At 36.8% G+C, this 23,146-nt stretch carries 18 protein-coding genes and 2 pseudogenes; 12 read left to right on the top strand and 8 right to left on the bottom strand.

The window, feature by feature from the left end; all coding sequences use genetic code 11:
- Positions 1-8: 8 nt before the first annotated feature.
- Together ACFIM1_RS01565 and ACFIM1_RS01570 are read left to right on the top strand one after the other, a co-directional pair.
- Complete coding sequence (locus ACFIM1_RS01565; protein ID WP_100128310.1) at positions 9-218, top strand: cold-shock protein; 210 nt, start codon at positions 9-11, stop codon at positions 216-218.
- 318 nt (positions 219-536) lie between these two features.
- Positions 537-1,739: a pyridoxal phosphate-dependent aminotransferase gene (locus tag ACFIM1_RS01570; RefSeq protein ID WP_375609127.1), complete on the top strand. Its 1,203-nt coding sequence runs from the start codon at positions 537-539 to the stop codon at positions 1,737-1,739.
- 2,048 nt (positions 1,740-3,787) lie between these two features.
- On the opposite strand, the gene ACFIM1_RS01575 is transcribed toward ACFIM1_RS01570, so the two are convergent.
- Together ACFIM1_RS01575 and trxB are read right to left on the bottom strand one after the other, a co-directional pair.
- A complete protein-coding gene (locus tag ACFIM1_RS01575) occupies positions 3,788-4,693 on the bottom strand; it encodes a LysR family transcriptional regulator (RefSeq protein ID WP_375609126.1) in 906 nt (301 codons plus the stop codon).
- Positions 4,694-4,735: 42 nt separating this feature from the next.
- The gene (gene trxB, locus ACFIM1_RS01580) at positions 4,736-5,692 is read right to left on the bottom strand and encodes a thioredoxin-disulfide reductase (RefSeq protein ID WP_375609125.1); all 957 of its coding nucleotides are present in this window, start codon (positions 5,690-5,692) and stop codon (positions 4,736-4,738) included.
- Positions 5,693-6,001: 309 nt separating this feature from the next.
- On the opposite strand from trxB, the gene ACFIM1_RS01585 reads away from it, so the two are divergent.
- Positions 6,002-7,396, top strand: coding sequence for a TrkH family potassium uptake protein (locus ACFIM1_RS01585; RefSeq protein WP_375609124.1), 1,395 nt, complete (start codon positions 6,002-6,004; stop codon positions 7,394-7,396).
- A gap of 1,233 nt (positions 7,397-8,629) precedes the next feature.
- On the opposite strand, the gene ACFIM1_RS01590 is transcribed toward ACFIM1_RS01585, so the two are convergent.
- On the bottom strand, positions 8,630-9,688 hold the full coding sequence (locus ACFIM1_RS01590) for a glycosyltransferase family 4 protein (protein ID WP_375607748.1): 1,059 nt from the start codon (positions 9,686-9,688) through the stop codon (positions 8,630-8,632).
- 17 nt (positions 9,689-9,705) lie between these two features.
- Positions 9,706-10,179 carry a transcription elongation factor GreA gene (gene greA, locus ACFIM1_RS01595; RefSeq protein WP_375609123.1) on the bottom strand — a complete coding sequence of 158 codons (474 nt, stop codon included), beginning with the start codon at positions 10,177-10,179 and terminating at the stop codon, positions 9,706-9,708.
- 336 nt (positions 10,180-10,515) lie between these two features.
- Between greA and ACFIM1_RS01600 the strand changes: the two genes are divergently transcribed.
- The 3 genes from ACFIM1_RS01600 (at position 10,516) to ACFIM1_RS01610 (ending at position 14,856) form a co-directional block, all read left to right on the top strand.
- The gene (locus ACFIM1_RS01600; protein ID WP_375609122.1) at positions 10,516-10,830 is read left to right on the top strand and encodes an SH3 domain-containing protein; all 315 of its coding nucleotides are present in this window, start codon (positions 10,516-10,518) and stop codon (positions 10,828-10,830) included.
- A gap of 260 nt (positions 10,831-11,090) precedes the next feature.
- A complete protein-coding gene (uvrB, locus tag ACFIM1_RS01605; protein WP_375609121.1) occupies positions 11,091-13,400 on the top strand; it encodes an excinuclease ABC subunit UvrB in 2,310 nt (769 codons plus the stop codon).
- Between the two features lie 667 nt (positions 13,401-14,067).
- A complete protein-coding gene (locus ACFIM1_RS01610; protein WP_375606337.1) occupies positions 14,068-14,856 on the top strand; it encodes a BA14K family protein in 789 nt (262 codons plus the stop codon).
- Between the two features lie 69 nt (positions 14,857-14,925).
- Here ACFIM1_RS01610 and ACFIM1_RS01615 read toward each other — a convergent pair.
- Positions 14,926-15,240, bottom strand: a pseudogene (locus ACFIM1_RS01615) (MBL fold metallo-hydrolase); the annotation flags it as partial.
- On the opposite strand from ACFIM1_RS01615, the pseudogene ACFIM1_RS01620 reads away from it, so the two are divergent.
- Both ACFIM1_RS01620 and ACFIM1_RS01625 read left to right on the top strand, forming a co-directional pair.
- Positions 15,236-15,640: pseudogene (locus tag ACFIM1_RS01620) on the top strand (sensor histidine kinase); the annotation flags it as partial. The pseudogenes ACFIM1_RS01615 and ACFIM1_RS01620 sit on opposite strands and share 5 nt — an antisense overlap.
- A 482-nt stretch (positions 15,641-16,122) precedes the next feature.
- Positions 16,123-16,746, top strand: coding sequence for a BA14K family protein (locus tag ACFIM1_RS01625; RefSeq protein ID WP_375606338.1), 624 nt, complete (start codon positions 16,123-16,125; stop codon positions 16,744-16,746).
- A gap of 68 nt (positions 16,747-16,814) precedes the next feature.
- Here the strand turns inward: ACFIM1_RS01625 and ACFIM1_RS01630 are convergent, their stop codons facing one another.
- Positions 16,815-17,465 carry an MBL fold metallo-hydrolase gene (locus ACFIM1_RS01630; RefSeq protein ID WP_375606477.1) on the bottom strand — a complete coding sequence of 217 codons (651 nt, stop codon included), beginning with the start codon at positions 17,463-17,465 and terminating at the stop codon, positions 16,815-16,817.
- 144 nt (positions 17,466-17,609) lie between these two features.
- On the opposite strand from ACFIM1_RS01630, the gene ACFIM1_RS01635 reads away from it, so the two are divergent.
- A complete protein-coding gene (locus ACFIM1_RS01635; protein WP_375606339.1) occupies positions 17,610-18,314 on the top strand; it encodes a response regulator in 705 nt (234 codons plus the stop codon).
- Positions 18,315-18,322: 8 nt separating this feature from the next.
- Positions 18,323-19,663, top strand: coding sequence for an ATP-binding protein (locus ACFIM1_RS01640; RefSeq protein ID WP_375607754.1), 1,341 nt, complete (start codon positions 18,323-18,325; stop codon positions 19,661-19,663).
- 46 nt (positions 19,664-19,709) lie between these two features.
- Here ACFIM1_RS01640 and ACFIM1_RS01645 read toward each other — a convergent pair whose 3' ends face one another.
- Both ACFIM1_RS01645 and ACFIM1_RS01650 read right to left on the bottom strand, forming a co-directional pair.
- Positions 19,710-20,210: a YbjN domain-containing protein gene (locus ACFIM1_RS01645; protein WP_375607755.1), complete on the bottom strand. Its 501-nt coding sequence runs from the start codon at positions 20,208-20,210 to the stop codon at positions 19,710-19,712.
- Between the two features lie 374 nt (positions 20,211-20,584).
- Positions 20,585-20,848: an accessory factor UbiK family protein gene (locus ACFIM1_RS01650; RefSeq protein ID WP_375607756.1), complete on the bottom strand. Its 264-nt coding sequence runs from the start codon at positions 20,846-20,848 to the stop codon at positions 20,585-20,587.
- A 305-nt stretch (positions 20,849-21,153) separates the two neighbouring features.
- Between ACFIM1_RS01650 and lgt the strand changes: the two genes are divergently transcribed.
- Positions 21,154-22,032 (top strand): prolipoprotein diacylglyceryl transferase, encoded by an 879-nt coding sequence (lgt, locus tag ACFIM1_RS01655; RefSeq protein WP_375609120.1) that lies wholly within the window; start codon positions 21,154-21,156, stop codon positions 22,030-22,032.
- Positions 22,007-23,086 (top strand): class I SAM-dependent methyltransferase, encoded by a 1,080-nt coding sequence (locus ACFIM1_RS01660; protein WP_375609119.1) that lies wholly within the window; start codon positions 22,007-22,009, stop codon positions 23,084-23,086. The genes lgt and ACFIM1_RS01660 overlap by 26 nt, the downstream gene beginning before the upstream one ends.
- The last annotated feature ends 60 nt before the right edge of the window (positions 23,087-23,146 follow it).

Genomic DNA, 23,146 nt, shown 5'->3' on the forward strand with positions numbered 1-23,146 from the left:
AGTTTCCTATGTCTACAGGAACAGTTAAGTGGTTTAATACAACAAAAGGTTTTGGATTCATTCAACCTAGTGATGGAAGTGCAGATGTATTTGTACACATTTCCGCCGTTGAGCGTTCTGGTCTAAGTAATCTTAATGAAGGGCAAAAAATTTCTTATGATGTTCTTCAAGATCGTCGTTCAGGAAAATTTGCCGCTGGCAACCTTGCAGCCCTTTAAAAGTTAAATTCTGCAATATTTTATTTAAAAATCTTCGTCGTTATAGGCGAAGATTTTTTTATTTTGTATAAAGCATAATTTTATCTTGTTAAAATAAAAGACTTCTTGTCTCCTTTGCACAATTTATCAAACCTCCTCTATCTTTCCTCTAAATCTTTCATAAAACCTAAGAAGAAATGACCTTGCAAAAATCTCAAAAAAGAAGAATATAAAGCCTATGTAAGAGTATTGTGGAAGTTTTTTATTGCATACAATATAATCTCTTATAAAATATTCTTAAAGCAATAATCATTTGATATAATATAAGGATTTTAAATTATGGCTTTTATTGCCGACAAGCTGTCTTGTATCAAACCTTCTGCAACAATTGCGGCTTCCCAAAAGGCTCGCTATTTAAAAACATTAGGGCGCAATGTTATTGCTTTAAGTGCTGGAGAGCCAGACTTTGATACCCCAGACAACATCAAAAACGCGGCTATTGAAGCTATTCGAAGGGGAGAAACAAAATACCCTCCCATATCTGGAATTCCAGAATTGCGCCAAGCAATTTCTGCAAAATTTAAAAGAGAAAATAACCTTCTTTACCAACCAGAACAAATTATTGTTGGTACTGGTGGAAAACAAATTCTCTTTAATGCATTTATGGCAACTTTAAATAAAGGAGATGAAGTCATCATTCCATCTCCTTATTGGGTTAGTTATCCAGAAATGGTCACACTTAACGATGGTACGCCTGTCTTTTTAGAAACAAAAGCGGAATTTTCTTATAAACTCCAACCACAAGAGCTAGAAGCTGCCATTACCCCAAAAACCAAATGGTTTATCTTTAACTCTCCTTCAAATCCATCAGGTGCCGCTTATACATATAATGAACTGAAAAAACTCACCGATGTTTTAGTAAAATATCCTCATGTATATATTCTCACTGACGATATATATGAACATCTCACGTATGAGGGTTTTACCTTTGTTACTCCAGCTCAAGTAGAACCAGCGCTTTATGATCGCACACTCACAATGAATGGTGTTTCTAAAGCCTATGCGATGACGGGCTGGAGAATCGGTTATGCAGGCGGACCACAAGAACTCATTAAAGCTATGGATACCATTCAAGGCCAGCAAACATCTGGCACGAGTGTTATTTCACAATGGGCTGCAGTTGAAGCTCTCAATGGACCACAAGACTTTATCACTAAAAATAAAAGTATTTTTCAAGCACGCCGTGATCTCGTTGTTTCCATGTTAAACCAAGCTCCTGGCATTCACTGTCCAACACCCGAAGGTGCTTTTTATGTTTATCCTTCTTGCAAAGGACTTATTGGTAAGAAAACACCTAACGGTCAATGTATTATGAATGATGAAGACTTTGTCATAGCGCTTCTAGAAACAGAGGCTGTTGCTGTCGTCCAAGGGTCTGCTTTTGGACTTGGATTAACTTTTCGTATTTCTTATGCAACATCAGAAAAACTTCTTGAAGAAGCTTGCTTACGTATCCAGCGCTTTTGCAACAGTTTAATTTAAAGTTTTTAACATCATTTCTTGTGATTGTTTTTCTGCCGAATGTCAGTATATCTGGGAAAATATTGGAAACTGTATCATGGGACAAGCCAATCGATTCAGCAAAAACATCCGTTAATAAACACAGTACAAAAATGGAGGCGGCAAGTAAAAATCAAAAAAATTCAACTACCCAATAAGTAAATCGATCTATTGTCATAAGAGATGAAAAACCTATTTGGGGCTTCCTTTACCAAGAACAAAAATTTCGAGCTTATTAGGAATAATCTGAACTTAAAAGTTGATTTATTTACTCCCCTCATTAGGAAGTACGATGCATTATACTCTGTTGTTATAAATGTGCGATCAAAAACTGAATTTTAGATGAGCCTCAAATGTTATAAATCCATTTATTTTAATTTATAGGTAAGAGCATCCTCCTAACGAATTTTAGTTGAATCATAATCAATGTTTTTTCCAGATACAAAGGGAATTTGTAGAAAATTGGTATCTTGATACATAAAAATTTTAATTGTTTTTTACAGTTTTTGAACACATACATCACATGACAGATTATCCACCAAAACATCTCCAGCAGAGTTTATATTATATAATATTTTCCCCAAAACCTGAAAATCTGTTGAAGTCTTTTATCCTCCTATGGGATGAACTGATTTAAATTTTGCATCTTTTTATTTTCTCCAAGTCGAATACAAATCATACTGTATTTTATAATTACGTTAAGTTATAATAAGTGATATATAAAGAGATAATTAATTATAATAATTCGTTACTTGAATTATCTCTCCTAGAGAGATTCTCTTATTTCAAATCTGTTCATCTAAGACCAATCAAATCGTGTTCTTGCATATCACAAGCAGAGTTGGTGTGTGGATAAAAACACTTTAAAAAGAGTAAAAATAACTCCGTATCTCAAATGCAAGAATTACGCAACTATTGAACGCTGATAAATAATAATACCAAACATGCTTCTTCATGAGTGTAACAATAGTTGTAAAAAATAAATCATATACTCTTCACGTATACTGTTTTGAAATAAATTTGCGCACACTGAAAAATATCGCTTAAAGAAGCGTGTGAATTGATAAATTTTTTCTTTTCTATTTAATTGATAACTCTAAAGAAGACCTAGTATTTTTAAACATAATCGCTCTTATAATTAAGTGGCCCTTACAATTAAACATTTTCTATTTTTCGCCTTCCTCTTCACCCTAAAACGAAGAAGAATCTACCTCCTGCCGTTGTATAGATAGTCTAATCTCTCTTAATGGTTCTACCTACTAATCACTTGATTTACTTCATGGGATTTACGAGTCCCTATCTTAAATATTCACCTCACATTCTCATAAAAAGCGCTTCATATATAAAAATTTACATACCTTATATCAGGTCCTAAAGACAATGTTTATGGCGTAATAGAACAAATCTCTCTCAAATTCCTCATTGAACTCTAGTATACTTAAAAAAAATTATTGAATATCCATAAGTTTTAAAATTTTTTCCTTATCATCTTCCCCTGTATGCAATTTCTAGGGGCTCTTCTAAAAATAAAAAAAAGCCGGACAAATGCCCGGCAAATTTGGAAAATCCTCAGAGATTAAATCAATCTGACAGATCTTCGTAAGGGAACACTCAAGAAAATGCAATGGGAGGCAACATAATCAAGAGATAGCATTCTATGTCATTTTATAAGAAAAAGCACAATAAAGACTTAAGCGTATCTGCTATGCAATAAACACATAGCTTTAAATTTTTCTCAATCGTGTAGCATTCTCTTTCATTAAATATAAAAAATGTAAGCTACACTATTATATGATTGTCTCGTTTCCAATATTGTGACAGCCTTTACATTTGAGAACGTTCATAAAAGACATTTTATCCCTTTCTTCAAAAATGTTTATTCCATACGGACGGACTCTCTCCATTTGTCGCATGCAGCGAATGGTTTAATTGATTCGATATAAGCAAATTTGAAATGAAAGAATATTACGGGAGACTCCCGTTCAAGTTGTAAAACAGTTAATTCCTCCTTATAAATTAAAGCCTTAACATTAAAAAGACCATTGACGGGCTTTTAAAAAAATATAATCTCGAAAAGCATTCAGCTTTGCCAAATTCTTTAAATTATAAGGATAACAAAAAAAAGTATCAAAAGAAGGAATATCAACCATATCAGGAAAAAGACGCACTAATCGTTCATCATTATTGACGATATAATCAGGAAGCACAGCAATCCCAAGATCACGCATAAGCGCATTCTTTATTGAGATGATATTGTTGATTTGTAGGATTGAAACGCGCAATGATCCATCATTTCTACCAGCTTTTTCTAGCCAATTTAAACCAGATAAATAAGGTGGAACAGGTTCACCGAACGAAATAATGCGGTGGTTATCGAGCTCAGACAATGTTTCTGGCTTCCCACAGTTTGCAATATACTTTTCCGAAGCATAAACATGCATATGAATTGTAAAGAGTTTTCTTTGTATAAGATCAGGTTGTTGGGGTGGATGTAAGCGAACAGCACAGTCTGCATGACACATTGTCAAATCAAGCTCTTCATCGGAAAGCAAAAGCTGAACCTGCATATCAGGATAAAGACTAAGAAATTCTGGCATACGCTCTGCAATCCACCCTGCCCCCATTCCAAAGGTCGAGGTCACACGCAAGTGCCCCGTTGGTTTTGCATAGCTTTCACTTAATTGCAAACGCACACTTTCAAGCTTCATCAAAACATCATGAGCTGTACGATAAAGAGTTTCTCCTTGTTCTGTAAGAATCAAACCACGCGCATGACGTTGAAATAAGGATACCCCAACCTCTTGTTCTAAAGCCGAAACCTGTCGTGAAACGGCTGATTGAGATAAATGAAGTTTTTGAGCAGCATGCGTAAAAGATCCCGCTTCTGCTGCAGCGTGAAAAACCCTTAACTTATCCCAATCCAACGGTGGCGCCACAATTAATTTTACCTCTATATTCTCTATGTTCTCAATGGGTGACTAACGCTTGAGTATATCCAAAAATCGTTCTGCTTCCAACGCTGCCATACATCCTCTTCCCGCAGCTGTTACAGCTTGGCGGAATGTTTCATCTGTCACATCCCCAGCAGCAAAAACACCAGCAATACTTGTTGCTGTTGAGTCCGGTGCTGTCCATAAATAGCCACTTTGTTTTTGTTTCAGCTGTCCTTCAAACAGAGAAACAGCAGGATCATGCCCAATGGCAATAAATATGCCCTCTGCATTCACTTTCATCTCGTGACCTGTCTTAACATTTTTCAGACGTGCCCCTGTTACAACAGCGCCCATTGAATCTTGAGCGGGTAGCCCCAAAATTTCTTCGACCACATGATCCCAAAGAACACGTACATTATTACAAGCTAGCAACCTATCTTGCAAAATTTTTTCTGCCCGAAACTGCCCCCGCCTGTGAACCACGCTTACACTTTTTGCTACATGTGATAAATAAAGCGCTTCTTCAACAGCCGTATTACCTCCTCCCACAACAATAACGTCCTTATCACGGTAAAAAAATCCATCACATGTCGCACAAGCAGAAACACCACCACCCATAAAGGTTTTTTCACTTTCCAAACCAAGCCAGCGTGCTTGAGCTCCTGTTGCAACAATCAGTGCATCACAAGAATATTGTGTTCCTGAATCCCCATATAAAACAAAAGGATACTTCAACAAATCAGCCTTTATAATTGTATCATAGACAATTTTTGTCCCCATATTCTCAGCTTGTTTTGCCATTTGCTCCATCAACCATGGTCCTTGAATGGGATCTGCAAAACCTGGATAATTCTCAACATCAGTTGTAATTGTTAATTGCCCACCCTGCTGCAAGCCCGTCACCAAAACCGGCTTAAGCATTGCTCTTGCTGCATAGATCGCCGCTGTATAACCAGCCGGACCTGAGCCAATAATCAGCAGACGAATATGAGATTGTACCATTAAATCCCCTTCACTTTATTATAAATTAATTATTCTATAAATGATAACGGAATGCAGCCTTTTAAAAAAATATTTTTCAAGAGCCCTAATTATGTTATGTATACTTCTTTTCAAGTTTTATGAAAAGGTCTGATTACCAATTCATCAAGGCGCGCTAATGTAAGGGGTAATCTTTATCCTATAAAGAGAAAAATGTAACTTCTTATGAGCACAAAACCATAATAAAAAGAGATACAAAGATAGGGAACGATCATTTTTCAATTTATTATCAATGTCTGTGCACGTTTTGCCTTAATCATGGGAGGAGCAATGCTTTTGCCAATTTTTGTGGATTTGCACGATAACAACCATAATTGGATAAACTTTCTCTATTCTTGTGTCATAATCACCATGTTAGCAACGCTGATTCTTTTAGCAACTAAGGGGGCTACTTGTCGTTTTTCAGCACGCCTTGGTTTTATGCTCACTGTTTGTCTTTGGCTCACAGGAAGCATCGTGGGTGCCTTACCTCTTTATCTTTCCCCTCTACCCATTTCTCTAGCAGGTGCCATCTTTGAATCTGTCTCTGGAATTACAACAACAGGCTCTACAGTCCTTTCGGGTCTTGATAATTTGTCGCGAAGTATTTTGTTATGGCGTTCTATCATATGCTGGATTGGAGGCATCGGTTTTATCGGTTTAGCCCTCTTGATTTTGCCTTCACTGCGTGTGGGGGGAGTACGACTTTTTCATATGGAATCATCTGATAAATCTGAAAAAATATTGCCTCGCATCAACCAAATTGCTAATGGAATTATCATAGCTTATGTTGGTCTCACATTGGCTTGTATGCTTTCTTATTTTGCTGCAGGCATGAATTTATTTGATGCCATTAACCATGCAATGAGTACAGTAGCAACTGCTGGTTTTTCGACTCACGATGCTTCTTTTGGCTATTTTTCTAATACACCAGCTATCTTAATTATCTCAACAATCTTCATGTTGCTTTCTGCTTTACCCTTCGTCCTTTATGTTAAATTAGTTCTTCCTGGACACTCCAAACGCTTCCTTGATCCACAAGTAATTGTTTTTCTCCATATCGTTCTCCTTTTCAGCTTTGCTTTAGCAGTGTGGCTACGGTTTCATGATCATCGCGCTTTCCATTTGGTTTTTCTTGATGCCATTTTTCACCTTTCATCCATTATTAGTACCACAGGTTACAGTGCTGAAGATTATCAACTTTGGGGCCCCTTTGCGCTTGGAATTTTCTTTATTGTTTCTTTTACAGGTGGGTGTGCTGGTTCTACTTCTGGTGGTATGAAAATCAATCGCCTTATTATTCTTTGGCGTATTACACAAACAAATATACAAAAACTTCTTTCTCCTAATGTTGTCGTAAAAGCTCGCTATGATCACTCAAATATATCAAACGATGTTGCTCAAGCCGTTTTATTTTTTGTATGTCTTTATATGTTCTGCCTTGTTATCGGCACTGCACTTTTGCTTACAACCGGTCTTGACTTTACCTCTTCCTTTACAGGTGTCTTAACCGCACTTTCAAATGTTGGTCCAGGCTTTGGAGATATCATTGGCCCTGCAGGTAATTTCTCTACAATCAATGATAATGCTTTATGGATTTTAAGTTTTCTAATGTTAGCTGGACGCCTTGAAATCATAACAATATTCGTCCTTTTTATTCCCGCTTTCTGGCGTGAACAATTCTAATGCATAGAGTATTTTATGCTACCATGATAAAAAATTTACAAGATAAAAAGGCGAGAACAGTATGCGTCATAATATTCACCCCTCACCCAATCTACTGAAGATTTCCTAAAATTTCATACAAAACATCATATCAATGATATAAAAATAATTCAACAAAAACAATCAAATACCAATACTCTCAAAGCCATAACATATAAAACTTCACTTTATTGATCTTCTTTATCAAATAAAGTGGACGCATAGAACATTCTTTTTTACGAATAATCCCTCATGCAAAAATATGAATATTTGCTGATAAAAGTGTTTTTTCTCTTTAATAGAACAACATCTTTATGGAAAATAGAATGCATTCTATTACAAATTTACGAGCTTGTTAAAAAACATCTCACAATACTCATCTTATTCATTTCACAACAATTCTTATGAAAGGTATAAGATCTAATTGGTCCCATCATTTTTACTTAAATAATAAAGTGCATACCGAAACCACAACATAAGATACAATTAGCACCATCATATTATTTTTCTGCTGTTAATGTGCAACAGACTGCATTTCAGACAATTTATAAGAAATCTCTTTACACCTTTCTTAAATAGTTTTTATCCGCCACATGCTTTCTTCCAATTGTGACGTGCAAATGTATAGTTTTTATTGATTTACTATAAACAGATTTGACATGGAAGAATCATACGATATTGAAAGTTCTTATTCAAATTGCAAAGATAAATTATTTATATGATATCAATATATTAATCAAAGCACATTTTGTTTATGAATTTCTACTACCCGAAAATATGTACAACTATTTTATCCATGAAAATACTAGAGAAAACCTCAAAAATTTTCTCTCATTTAAGATAAGAATTTTTTTGCTCTATATTTAAGTCTTACAAAACGTAATAATATTAGCATGACAGCGTTAAGATAGTGCATAAATCTCTAGACTTTAAAAGTTAAAGTATTATTTTCTCATTCTAAAATATTGCTGGAATTAAAATAATTCTTCTCTCTCCTCGTATGCTTTGTCATAAGCCATATATCGCTCTCAAACCTATAGATTTTTTAATCTTTGATCCCAAACTTTGAGAACTTCTTATAGCGTTATATGAAAGACATGATAAATTTTTTGAAATAACACTTATATAATTGAGATGTTTTCTTGATGATCATAAAAAACCTTTAAAGGAAACACTTTTTATCATTCCTCAAGAAGATTTTTGATATAATATATTTTAAAGTATTTTTTCCGCAAACAGTTCTTTGTAAATACTTCCAATCTCAATTGCCTCCTTTTCCAAAGGAAAGTGAGTACGAACATGGGTTAAAGCTTTCTTTCCGGCTGCTAATGTTTTTTCTACATCAGAAAAATAAAGTTCAATCGCTGCCGTTAAAGCCGAACCATCTCCTGCTTTTACAACCGTTCCTGTTTCTGCTACTACCAACTCTTTATAAGCTCCCGCATCACTCGTTACAACCGCAACCTGTGATGCCATTGCCTCTAATGGTGTTAAACCGAAACCTTCTGTACGAGAAGGTGCCACATAAAGTGATAAACGACGATACCATAAAGGTGTATCCAGAATCTCACCAAGAAAAATAATGCGATCATTCAGATCAGCCTTAGCAATCTTTTGGCGTAATTCTTTTTCAAAATGATAATGTTGTTCTGTCGTACGACCAGCAATAAGTGCTGTCCACTCAGGATAGTGGGGCAATAATGCTATCATAGCATCAACAAATAAATCTGTTCCCTTTGAGCTACGCACACGTCCAAAACATCCTACCGCATATTTTCCTGGAAATCCTGTTGAAGAAAAGTAATCATTAAGAGTCTGTGGTGGCGTAAAACGCCTTACATCCACCCCATGCATAATAACCTTGTGAGGCACTTCTAGATAAGCACCCGTATGCGTACTGGTAGCAATAACTCTATCCATACGGCGAATCAACCATTTGGTAAAAGGCTTATGATGGCGTTGTGAAGCCGATGTGAATATAAGCCTCAGCTTCATTCGCAAGATATCGCGTAAAAAGATCCCACAAAGCATCTCAATATTGCGTCGTGCATGCCAAATACGAAATGATTTCCCTTTCGGACTTTTCCAAAGTCCGAAAAGGTCCCTAAAGGTAAGAGCAGGCAAGTTTTGTGGTAATCCAAATCCCAAAGTAGATATACGCACCCCCTGTTCGCGCTGTAGTGGAATAAGCTGAATAATCGTAGATGTCACTCCCGACAAACGCTTTTTTAAATGAGGCGCAATAACCTCAGTTTCTTCCAAAGAGATACGCATAATAATTTAGACATAGTTTAGATGTACTGAACCTCAATGATTTCGTAATTATGCGCACCACCGGGCGCATTCACCTCAATTACGTCACCCTCTTGCTTGCCAATGAGTGCACGTGCGATAGGTGAAGAAATAGAGATTTTACCAATTTTTACATCAGCTTCTTGATCCCCTACAATCTGATACACCTTTTTTTCTTCAGTATCCTCATCCAAGAGTTTAATGGTTGCGCCAAATTTTATTTTGTCACCTGAAAGACGCGAGACATCTATCACTTCTGCTCGTGCGATATAATCTTCAAGCTCATTTATACGCCCCTCATTAAGACTTTGCGCTTCTTTAGCTGCATGATACTCGGCATTTTCTGACAAATCACCATGTGCTCGCGCCTCAGAAATTGCTTCAATAATCCGCGGACGCTCCTGTTGTTGACGCCAACGCAACTCTTCTTTAAGACTTTCAAAACCAGCTGTAGTCATCGGAACTTTTTCCATAATCCGTCCCTTTCTATTACACGGAAAGTTTAATAAAAATACAAAAAACGGCTTCCAAAATTACTTTTGGAATCCGAAAACTACGATCTTTTTCATTATATAGTACAGTCTCTCTGTTTTCCATATAAAAATAAATAAAGGGAACAAAACATGCACCAATAGTGTTTAAAACATCTCATTTTGGTGTTTAAAATATTAAAATTCACTCTACTGCTGAGTCTCCTAAAGAAGAAAGAATTGTATTTTTTTCTGTTTTATCATAGTCTGGCAAAAGAAATCATATGTGATACGAAGAGAGAAGGATAGAAAATTACTAAAGAAGTTCTTTGCAGTAAAATGAAAAAAATCATAATTTTTTTTATGTTTGTTCCTTTCTTTTTAACTACAACGATATCCGAGGCAGCAGAGGCCTTTGTTACGAGAAATCTTAATTTTAGAGCAGGCCCCAGCACTCAGTATGCGCTTTGTGGCTTAATCTCTGCGGGGGAATTGATCTTTGTCAAAAACTGTGAAGGAAACTGGTGCCATATCCGATATAACGCTCAAATGGGTTGGGTGTCATCTCGTTATCTTTCATTTAAAGATGGAAATGATCTTTATCACACATACACAATGCCTTTAGTGCCCAAACGTACCGATTATTCTCCATAACAGCCATAATAACTTATGCCCTCTTGAATATCATCATGGAAAAAATGCAATAGTGTCTATGAACAACCACAAATATGCTCCCTCCAAAGAAATACTTCGAAGAATTTGTCTCATAGAAAAAACTTGATCAAGATCCTAATGAAAGCTCCAATAAACCAAAACAAATCTGTTCAATAATGTTTTGCTGTTGTTGTAATGAAATTGTAAAAATTAGTATTTTCTTTAAAATCACCAGCACGCTTCTATCAAAGGATACAACAATGAAAAATGGTGTTACTGCAACAGTAGAAGCTCTTTCTGCTCTCATTGCTTCAGGTAATCCTCTTTTTAAGAATGGTGCATTATGGACACCTCACCGCCCTATTCGTCCTGAAAAATCTGAAGGTGGTATTCCATTTCAACTCGAAACATCTTTTAAACCAGCGGGAGATCAACCTCAAGCCATTAAAACTCTGGTTGAGGGAATTCAAAAAGATGAACGTACACAAGTGCTTTTGGGTGTTACCGGCTCAGGAAAAACCTATACAATGGCCAATATCATTGAAAAAACACAGCGTCCAGCTCTGATTTTAGCTCCAAATAAAACTTTAGCGGCACAGCTTTATGGAGAATTTAAAAGCTTTTTTCCTCACAATGCTGTCGAATATTTTGTTTCTTATTATGACTATTATCAACCAGAAGCCTATGTTGCACGCTCTGACACTTATATTGAAAAAGAGTCCTCTATTAATGAACAAATCGACCGGATGCGTCATGCTGCAACACGCGCCGTCTTAGAGCGTGATGATGTTATTATCGTCGCATCTGTCTCCTGCATCTACGGAATTGGTTCCGTAGAAACCTATACGGCCATGACCTTCGAAATAGAAAAAGGGGACAAACTCAATCAACGAAAACTCTTGGCTGATTTAGTCTCTCAACAGTATTATCGACAAGATATCAACTTCGTTCGTGGTTCCTTTCGTGTACGAGGAGATACAATCGAAATTTTCCCTGCCCACCTCGAAGATCGTGCTTGGCGTATTTCGCTCTTTGGCGATGAAGTGGAAACAATTACGGAATTTGATCCTCTCACCGGACAAAAAACAGGCGATCTTCAATCAATTAAAATTTATGCCAACTCACACTACGTAATACCACGCCCAACACTTAACCAAGCGATGAAATCTATCAAAATGGAACTCGTTCAACGCCTCGATGAATTGAACGAAGCTGGGCGTCTTTTAGAAGCACAACGTTTAGAACAACGTACAGTTTTTGATTTGGAAATGTTGGAAACCACCGGTTCATGTCCGGGAATTGAAAATTATTCACGTTATTTAACAGGACGAAATCCCGGTGAACCACCCCCAACTTTATTCGAATATATTCCACTCAATTCTCTTGTTTTTATCGATGAAAGCCATGTAACCATTCCCCAAATTAGTGGTATGTACCGAGGTGATTTTCGCAGAAAAGCAACTTTAGCAGAATATGGTTTTCGCCTCCCTTCCTGTATGGACAACCGTCCTTTGCGCTTTGAAGAATGGGATGCCATGCGCCCACAAACAATTGCTGTCTCCGCAACACCTGGACGCTGGGAAATAGAACAATCCCATGGTATTTTTGCTGAACAAATCATTCGCCCAACAGGGCTTGTCGATCCAGAAACAGAAATTCGTCCAGCACGCACTCAAGTCGATGATGTTGTGAATGAAATTCGGAAAACAATTCAAAAGGGCTACCGTACATTGGTGACAGTTCTCACAAAGCGTATGGCCGAAAACTTAACTGAATATCTCCACGAACAAGGTATTCGTGTACGCTATATGCATTCCGACATTGATACATTAGAACGCATTGAAATTCTACGCGATCTTCGGCTTGGCACCTTTGATGTCCTCATCGGTATTAACTTGCTCCGAGAAGGCTTAGATATTCCAGAATGTGGTTTTGTTGCCATTCTAGATGCCGATAAAGAGGGCTTTTTGCGCTCTGAAACTTCCCTCATACAAACAATCGGACGTGCTGCACGTAACGTAGATGGCCGTGTTATCCTCTATGCAGATACGATCACTGGTTCCATAAAACGAGCCTTACAAGAGACACAAAGACGTCGACAAAAACAAATAGCCTATAATGAAGAACACCATATCACACCGAAAAGTATCAAAAAAAATATCGGAGATATTCTCAATTCAGGCTATGAAAACAACCATATTCGTACAAATATCCCTGATGTCATCGAGAAAAAAAATATGGTTGGCAACAATTTAGCATCTCATATTAAACACCTCGAAAAATTAATGCATGAAGCAGCTGCTGATCTTAATTTTGAAGAAGCAGCACGCCTTCGCGATGAAATCAAACAATTACAAAAGATAGAACTAGAACTCGCGGAGAATCCCTTAACACATCATAGAGAACAATCCCCCCAAGAGCCCGTGTTACAACCAAGTCTTTTCTCCAAACCAGACCTTGCACACATGGGACCAACCATGGACACTGGTATTTTGGAAAATCAAAAAGGAAAATCTCGTAAAAACACCCCTAATCAAGCAACAATAAAGCGAAAAAAACGCAATCAATGAAGGAGCAAGAAATTTCACACCGCCAAAACTAATCTTTAGCTCTTCTAAAAAACTGACTATCGATGAAGAGCAAACAGTATTGCCCTAAAAATAGATAACAGCAAATATTAAAAATATTCCAATTTTTCTAAGACAACATAAGAGAGGATATTTTACAAAAAATGCCTAAACTTATTGACTTTTTAAAAAATCTTTCTTGTTCAACCTTATTATAAAAATCTTTAAAACTGTAAAAACTTCTAAAATATAAATAAATGCAGACAAATTTTAAAAAATATCTCCCATGAAACAAAATATTACTACAAATATATTATATTTATACAATTATACTATAATATATAATTTAATATTAATCATAATTATATAGTGATAAAACTATAGGCTTTATTTATAAAATAGTTATTAAATTATATTAAATTAATTGATAGGAACAAATTATTCCCAAATAAATACTTTATACAACATAGTAAAAATCATCTACTACCAATACAATCTTATCAATTAAATACATTAAATTGAAATCAAAATTTTGTCAGTATCTATGATAGCTTTTACTAAATGGCTTATTTATTTGTTTTGTCACAATAAAGTCCAAAATTGTTCAGGCTCTATTCAGTTTGAAACGTGTAGGATGTGAAAAATACGAATTAACACAAGGAGCATCATTATGAAAAAAGTGATCAGGTTAGCGGTATTATCAGCAATGTCAACTGTGACCATTTTGATGCCGCTAAATGCAACGCTTGCGGATATGGCATGGAATCGTAGTGACTCTATCTCGAGAGAAATAGATGATATGATGAGGAAGATGCGTAAAGAAACAGATGATGCGATAAGGGAAATAAGGAAGAGAGCTGATATTCTGCCTTGCGGTTTTTCTCACTCCCATTGTTCTGATAAAAAACGTGGCTTTTTTTCTGATGATTTCCAAAAGTTTGTTGATGATTTCCACAAGAGTTCTGATGACAACAAGAGAAGATTTAAAGCCAAACATGAAAGGTCTGTAGCCAAACATAGTAAGACGGAACAACAACAACAACACCATCATCACCACCACCACCATTATCATCATGTTGAAAACAAAACATATCATTACGTCGAGCGCAAAAAGACAAAACACAGTAATATTCATATAGACAACTCAGGAGATGCTTTAGCGGTGGGCATTCTTGGTCTTGCAACAGGTACAATTCTTGGTACAATTTTAAAAAAACCAGAACAGCCACAAGTGGTTTATCAAATAGTACCACAAAGTCAGGTAATTTATCAAAAAGTTCCACAAAATCAAAGGGTTTATCAAGTGCAGCAAACGGTGGCATATGAGCCATTCCAGCAATCATTAGAATCTGATTGGCTTAACTATTGCAAGAAAAAATACCGTTCCTTTAACCCTAAAACAGGGACCTTTCGAGACCGTAATGGTTTGGAACACATTTGTTATGCCCCAATAAATTAACTTCTGTTGCGTCCTACTAAAAAAGTTTTAAATGGCAAAAAAAACGCTTCAAAGCGTTTTTTTGTTTTCTCATATATTAAAATCTTGAAGAAAAGTATTATTTTGGCGCTCATAGTCTATACTACTTTTGGGATCATGCCCACAGATAAAACAAACATCATCGCCTAAGGGTAAAACTTTTTCTCGAAGGGATTTCATCAATTTTTCATAAGAACAGAAGGGGAAGTCCGTACGTCCAATAGAACCACGAAAGAGAACAACACCCAAGAAGGCTAAGCGCTCTTTCTCATTGAAATAAATAACATGACCAAGGGAATGCCCCAGTGTATGCAAAACCCTAAACTCATGTCCAGCAAAATACACACACTCACCATCTTCTAAATATATCGAACAACGCCCCATGATGCTTGCGGATGTAAGCCATGATTTAAGAACCATTCTCACCCGTTTTAAACTTCAGCTAACATTAGCAAATACTGACTTTGATATCAAGCCGCTTGAGCAAAATGTGAGCGACATGCAAAACATGTTAGAAGATTACCTTTCTTTTGCCCGTAGTGAAGAAAGTGAGTGTGTTAAAACTTTTGATTTAAATGCTCTTATGCAAAAATTCTCTACCGATGCACATCTTCACAAACGTCAATTTTCCTACACCATTGAAAGCCCTACACAAATACAGGCACGCCCACGTGCCTTCACGCGTCTCATCAGCAATCTTGTGTCAAATGCATTTTGTCATGCCAATACTGTCAAACTAACAGCCATATCCCAACAAGAATGCTTCCCATATATCAAAAAAAGTTTCCGCAATATATTATATTTATACAGTTATAATATGATATCGAACTCAATATTTAGCCTCACAAGAGAGTAGTGAAACAGGACTGTATTCAATCACACAAATAAGGTGAAATAAGGTTCTATCTTAGCACCATAAGCCTATAATAAAAAACGATAACTTTTATTCATACACCTATTGTTCAATTCATATTGTATCAAGCAATAAAAAAGTACTCATCAATAAATAATTTATAACCAATAGTAAAAAATCTGGTGCTCTAAATACAAGCTGCTTAATTAAGCTTAAGAAGAGTACATTAATTGAAATCAAAATTCTGTCATGATTTTATTTTATTGTATTGATAATAGTTTTAACTAAATGAATTTTTATTTTTTTGTCACAATAAAGTCCAAAATTGTTCAGTCTCTATTCAGTTTGAAACGTGTAGGATGTGAAAAATACGAATTGACACAAGGAGCATCATTATGAAAAAAGTGATCAGGTTAGCGGTATTATCAGCAATGTCTACTGTAACCGTTTTGATGCCATTAGATCCAACGCTTGCGGATATGGCATGGTATCATAACTATGATATGAGAAGGGAGGCTGGTTTACCGTCTCACAATTTTAGCTCCCATTTTTCTCATAGTGAACATCACTCTTTTGATAATCCCCACAAGCGTCATTATGTTAGCCATAAATGGGGAGCACAACAACACCATCATGTTGAACACAAGACATATCATTATGTCGAGCGCAAAAAGACAAAACACAGTAGTATTAATATAAATAACTCAGGAGAAGCTTTAGCAATGGGCATTCTTGCTCTTGCAGCAGGTGCACTTCTCGGCAAAATTTTTAAAAAAACAGAACAGCCACAAGTTGTTTATCAAACCGCACCACAGCATCAAATTGTATATCAACAGGTTCCACAAGAACAGATAATTTATGAAGCTCCGCAAACGGTGGAATATGAGCCAGTACAACAATCATTAGAATCTGATTGGCTTAACTATTGCAAGAAAAAATACCGTTCCTTCAACCCTAAAACAGGAACTTTCCGAGACCGTAAAGGCGTCGAACACCTTTGTTATGCCCCAATAAATTAACTTCTGTTCTGCCCTACTAAAAAGTTTTAAATGGCAAAAAAACGCTTCAAAGCGTTTTTTTTGTTTGCTCATATATTAAAATCTTGAAGAAAAGGATTATTTTGGCGCTCATAGCCTATGCTACTTTTGGGACCATGCCCACAGATGAAACGAACATCGTTGCCTAAAGGTAAAACTTTTTCTCTAAGAGATTGCATCAATTTTTCATGGGAACAGAAGGGGAAGTCCGTACGTCCAATAGAGCCACGAAAAAGAACATCACCCAAGAGGGCTAAGCGCTCTTTTTCATTGAAATAAATAACATGACCAGGAGAATGCCCTGGTGTATGAAAAACCTTAAACACATGTCCAGCAAAATGAACGCACTCACCATCTTCTAACCATCGATCAGGAATACAAATGCAAGCATCAGTGATGCCATAATTTTTTGCGCTTTCGCTCACGGCATCCATCACAGGCTTATCATCGCGATGTGAACCGATAATTTTTACATTAAGCGCTTCTTTCACTTGCATTGCTGCTCCTACATGATCAAAATGACCATGTGTTATCCAAATAGCCTCAACGATAACACCATTCTTTTCGATTACGTCTTGAATCCGCGGCCAATCACCACCAGGATCAACGAGAACCCCCGTTTTACATTCACTATCAAAAAGCAAAGTGCAATTTTGTTGGAATGTCGTAACTGGAATAATATGTATATTAAGACTACCCATCATATCCTTTTCAAAAATAACTTTTTTCAATTTATAAATAAAACTTTCTCTCCTTTAAGGTAAAGGTGCTGCTCGACAGCTTTATACAACTTATGTAAACTTGCACTTTGTGTAAACTAAATTTTTATCAAGGTTTTTTTAAGAATGAGCAATCACGTTCAAGTTTTGTGTGACGATGCCCCTCACCTTCTTGTGATTGATGACGATACGCGTATTCGCAATCTTTTATTTCAGTTTCTCATTAAAAATGGATTTCGTGTTTCAGTTTCAGCCAATGCGAATGAAGCAAGACGACTGTTAGCAAGTTTAGATTTTGATCTTCTTATTGTTGATGTCATGATGCCTGGCGAAAACGGTATTGATCTCACTCATTCACTCCGCCAAACAAAAGATGTCCCTATTTTCATGTTAACAGCTTTATCAGAAATAGACAATCGTATCCGTGGATTAGAAGCAGGGGCAGATGATTATCTGGCTAAGCCGTTTGACCCTCGTGAACTTCTCCTTCGCATCAACGCCATTTTACGACGTGGTTTTCCCCTTAGCCAACCTAAAATTGAGCAAATCATTTTTGGTCCTTATATATTTTCAATTTCACGGCGCGAACTCAAAAAAAGAGGAGAAATTATTAAATTAACCGATAAAGAACAAGAAATGATGATCATTTTTGCCGAAAATGCAGGCGATACAATTCCGCGCCATAAATTCGCGACCGATGACAGCAATATAAGTGAACGTGCCATTGATGTACAAATCAACCGCCTTCGCCGTAAGATCGAAAAAAATCCAGCTCTTCCTATATGGCTCCAAACTGTGCGAGGAATAGGGTATAAACTCTCAATTGAATAGGCACAAGAATGTTCAAACCTTTAAGATTTTTTTTTCGATGGCTAACGAAAAAAATGCCTAAACGGCTTTATGCTCGTTCTTTGATCATTATTATTGCTCCCATGGTGCTTCTGCAAACGGTCATTGCTTACGTCTTTATGGAACGTCATTGGCAAATGGTAACCGAGCGTCTTTCAACTGCTGTCGTGCATGATATTTCAGCCATTATTGATATTATTGAAACATATCCACAACAAGATAACTATGAAGATATCAAGCGTATTGCACAACAACGTATGGGATTAAACATTTCTATTCTCTCTCCTGCCCCCTTACCCCCACCAGGACCTAAGCCATTTTTTGCAATTCTTGATTATTTTTTAAGCGAAGAAATCACCCGACAAATTAACCGTCCCTTCTGGATCGATACCGTAGGAGATTCTGATCTTGTTGAAATCCGTATCCACCTTGGCCACAACATCTTGCGTGTCTTCGCTCCGCGCAGCCAAGCCTATGCTTCCAATACCTCTATTTTTTTAAGCTGGATGGTAGGAACAGCTCTTGTTTTATTGTTGATAGCAATTTATTTCTTACGCAACCAAATAAAACCAATTCAACAACTCGCTGAAGCGGCTGAAAGTTTTGGGCGAGGTCGTCCCTTACCAAAAGGATTTCAACCACAAGGAGCTGATGAAGTCCGTCGTGCAGGCATCGCTTTTTTACGTATGCGAGAACGTATTGAACGCCAAATAGAACAACGCACCATGATGCTCTCAGGAGTAAGTCATGATTTAAGAACCATTCTTACACGTTTTAAACTTCAGTTAGCATTAGCAAATACTGGCTTTGATATTAAACCGCTTGAGCAAGATGTAAGTGATATGCAAAATATGTTAGAAGATTATCTTGCCTTTGCCCGTGGAGAAGGAAGTGAAAGTGTCAAGACTTTTGATTTAAATGCTCTTATGCAAAAATTCTCCACCGATGCTCATCTACACAAACGTCAATTTTCTTACACCATTGAAGGACCTACAGAGATACAAGTACGTCCCCGTGCTTTCACACGCTTGGTTAGCAATCTTGTATCAAATGCATTTTGTCACAGCACGACCGTTAAACTAACAGCCAATTCTCAACAAGAATCTTTTATATTGATAATCGACGATGATGGACCTGGAATTCATAAAAATATGCGTGCAGAAGTTTTTAAGCCATTTTTCAGAATTGATAAAGCACGAAATCAAGATGCAAGTGGAACAGGACTTGGTCTTTCTATTGCCCAAGACATAGCACGCAGCCATGGTGGCAATATACAATTAGACGAGAGCCCACTCGGGGGATTGCGCGCTATTCTTGATATCCCCCGATGAATCATATTTCAGTAAACAGTCTGTAAAAAATAACAAACTTGATGTTTTAGGCATTCCCTACAGTTTCAAACAAAGTGTATTGCAATGCCTTGTAAGCGCTTTCTCCCGATAAAGCCACCATCTGAAATGCAACATAATGGCTTTCACAGGCTTTAAGTGCATGTATCAATAATGTTTCAACTTGTATATGGGATGGATGCGCCCCACCAGCCAAAAGAAGACCTTGCCGATAAATAACCGAGTTATTTCTTTGCCAATAATCAAAATGTCCCAACAACAATTTTTCATTAATTGCTAGCAATAAGCGCTGTATTTCGGCTGTTCGGGCATGTTCAATAGAAAGATCAAATGAACAAGCCAAATGAAGTGCCTCATGCTCTTCTATCCATGAAAAAGCAAGACGATAATTGGCCCGTTTTCCTTCCACACAAACGCTAATTTCATCTTGCGCATCTCGCTCAAACGACCAATCATATTCACAAGCAATCTGTTCAATAAAATCAACAGGATGCTCTTTTCTTTCTGTGGCGCAAAATGCAAGCCTCATCACAATCCTCAATCATCTTAAAACATTGTCAACAGAATATAAACCGCTTAAATTGTAACAATATTTGCTACAATCAAACCTCTTACACCAAACAAATACACATTAAAAACATCAACAAAACACAAACACCTAGAACACAATCGCGCTCTTTAGGGAAACCTGATAATCATGAAACGAATCATCAAGTTTTTTCAGTGTATTGATACAATTTGATAGCGCCAGCCCCCCTGATTCAAAAAAATGTATTTTTACCCAAAAAAAATCAAAAATAAATAAACGCTTCTCTCTAATAGACTCAAGATTAAGCATTTTTTAGTTTCATGCATCACATTGAAAAATTGGGGATATTTTTAAAAAATTCTTTTTTAGAAAAACTATTTTACTTTTTTTGTGTCTGCATTTTTTTCTAAATCATCAAGGCGCCTTTTCAAATCAGCATTATCAGCATGGATTTTTAGCACCAGCTCCTTAAAAGTCTCAAATTCTTCGCGTGAAACAAGATCAAGTTTGTTTGCTATCTTTTCAGCCTGCACACGAAAAGCTGTTCCAGCTTCACGCCGTATACCTTGCGCAACGTCAGCAGCATCTGTTGCTAATTTCGCTAATTCATCAAGAATACGGTTTGATCCATTACGCATAACATTTTTCCTTAAATTTTAATTATTAACGCACGCATTATAGCGTATTCTCATAACATTTAGATACTGTAATTTGTTCCTTTTACCCTATTTTCACCCTCCTGTGCAGATCTTTCATAACGATTTTGTTTAATTTTTTTTATATTCCTTTTATCACCATATTTTTTTACCACGATAAACTAGTGGAAATCTATTGCCCTTTCTAACTTGCCTCTCTCCTGACTTGACCATTGTGCATTCATCTGTCATTTCTGATCATTAGAGTCACTTCATATTCATCTCGTATAATGTAAGATGCTTAACTCATGAACAATTTGTCTTGTCCTGCCATTGCTTTTCCGTCTTTTCTTGACCCTGTTATTATCCAGCTAGGTCCCATAACACTTCATTGGTATGGACTTGGTTACGTGCTGGGTATTCTTTTTGCTTGGTGGTATGCGCAAAAATTATTAAAAAAAACATCTCTATGGTATAGAAACTATCCTCCTATGGATAAAGAAAAGATCGGAGATTTTGTTGTATGGTCTGCCATAAGTGTTGTTGTCGGAGGGCGTTTAGGACAAGTTCTTGTATGGGATCCCATTTACTATTTTAACCATCCAAGTGCTATTATTGCCGTATGGGATGGGGGAATGTCCTTTCATGGCGGACTTATTGGTATTATCATTGCTATGATCTGGTTTGCCCGTAAAAATCATATTAACATACGAGCCATGTTTGATATCATTGCGGCAGGTGCTCCTATTGGTATCGGCGTTGTACGAATCTGCAACTTCATCAACCAAGAATTATGGGGCAATATTACTACACGTCCTTGGGCTGTTTGTTTTCCTCTCGATCCTTACTATTTACCGCGCCATCCAAGCCAGCTTTACGAAGCATTTATGGAAGGATTTCTTCTCTTCATCATCCTGTGTCTTCTTATTTTTGGGTTCAAAGCATTAAAACGTCCCGGTACTGTATCAGGAACATTTATTATAGGCTACGCAGTAACACGCAGCATTTCTGAAGTTTACCGTGCGCCTCAAGAAGATCCAGAATGGTTTTCGACTCTTTTCCATTCTACTGGTTTTACCTATGGCATGGCTTTATCTCTTCCCATGCTTCTTGTAGGGTTTTATCTTCTTCTCCACGCCTTTAAATATAAGCCGACAGAAAATGGCCAATCTCAAAGAAAAAATTAAAGAAATTATTGTCCTTAATGGACCAATCACTGTTAGCCAATATATGACGTTGGCACTTACAGATCCTCAATTTGGTTATTATCAAATACAAACACCTTTCGGACGTGCTGGTGATTTCATTACAGCACCTGAAATAAGCCAATTATTTGGAGAAATGATTGGCATTTGGACTCTTGCGAGCTGGAAAGCTCAAGGGTGTCCTCACCCTTTTATTCTCGCTGAAATAGGTCCAGGACGAGGAACTTTGATGGATGACATTTTGCGAACCATCCAAAAGCTCTCTCAAACGGCATTTAATGCTGCTGAAATTTTTCTGATCGAAATAAGCAAAAAACTTGCAAAAGAACAAAAAAAGCGCCTTTGCTCTTATCAAAAACAAATCCATAGCATTGAAAATTTTAATCAAATTCCTTCAAAACCTCTCTTCCTCATTGCTAATGAATTTCTCGATACACTCCCTATCAACCAATATATTAAAATCAATGGAGAATGGAAAGAGCGCCGCATTACAGTCAATCAAAATGGAGATTTTATCTTTATTGCTGCCCCGCATAAACTTCCCTCTTCTTGTCTACAAATCTATTGTTCTAAAGTGCCTGACGGAACAATTTTTGAACATGCCCCCTTACGGCATCAATTCATGCAACAAATCAGCCACCATTTAGTGCAAGTGACAGGTTCTGCTTTACTTATCGACTATGGTGCTTGTGAGCTTGCCTTTGGCGATACCTTGCAAGCACTCTCAAAACATAGATTTCGTGATGTTTTTGATGCCCCTGGTGAACATGATTTAACATCCCATGTTGATTTTTCTTTTTTAAAAAACATAGCTCTTGAACAGGGCTGTTTTGCTGAAATCTTAGAGCAAGGAGAGTTTCTTTTTAAAATGGGGCTACTGGAGCGCGCAAAACAGCTTGGAGTTGGCAAAAGTGCTCCTTTGCAAGACAAAATCCGCCAAGACATTGAACGGCTCGCTGGTCCAAATCAGATGGGAAAATTATTTAAAGTTTTACATTTCAGTGATAAAAATATCTCCATACCTCCCCAATTTTAATGATCGGCGCTTTTGTCAATAAACACATCATTATCTGAAATATTCATTGACAAATATGAA

The sequence above is a fragment of the Bartonella sp. AC158YNML genome, assembly GCF_042196725.1.
GTDB lineage: Bacteria > Pseudomonadota > Alphaproteobacteria > Rhizobiales > Rhizobiaceae > Bartonella.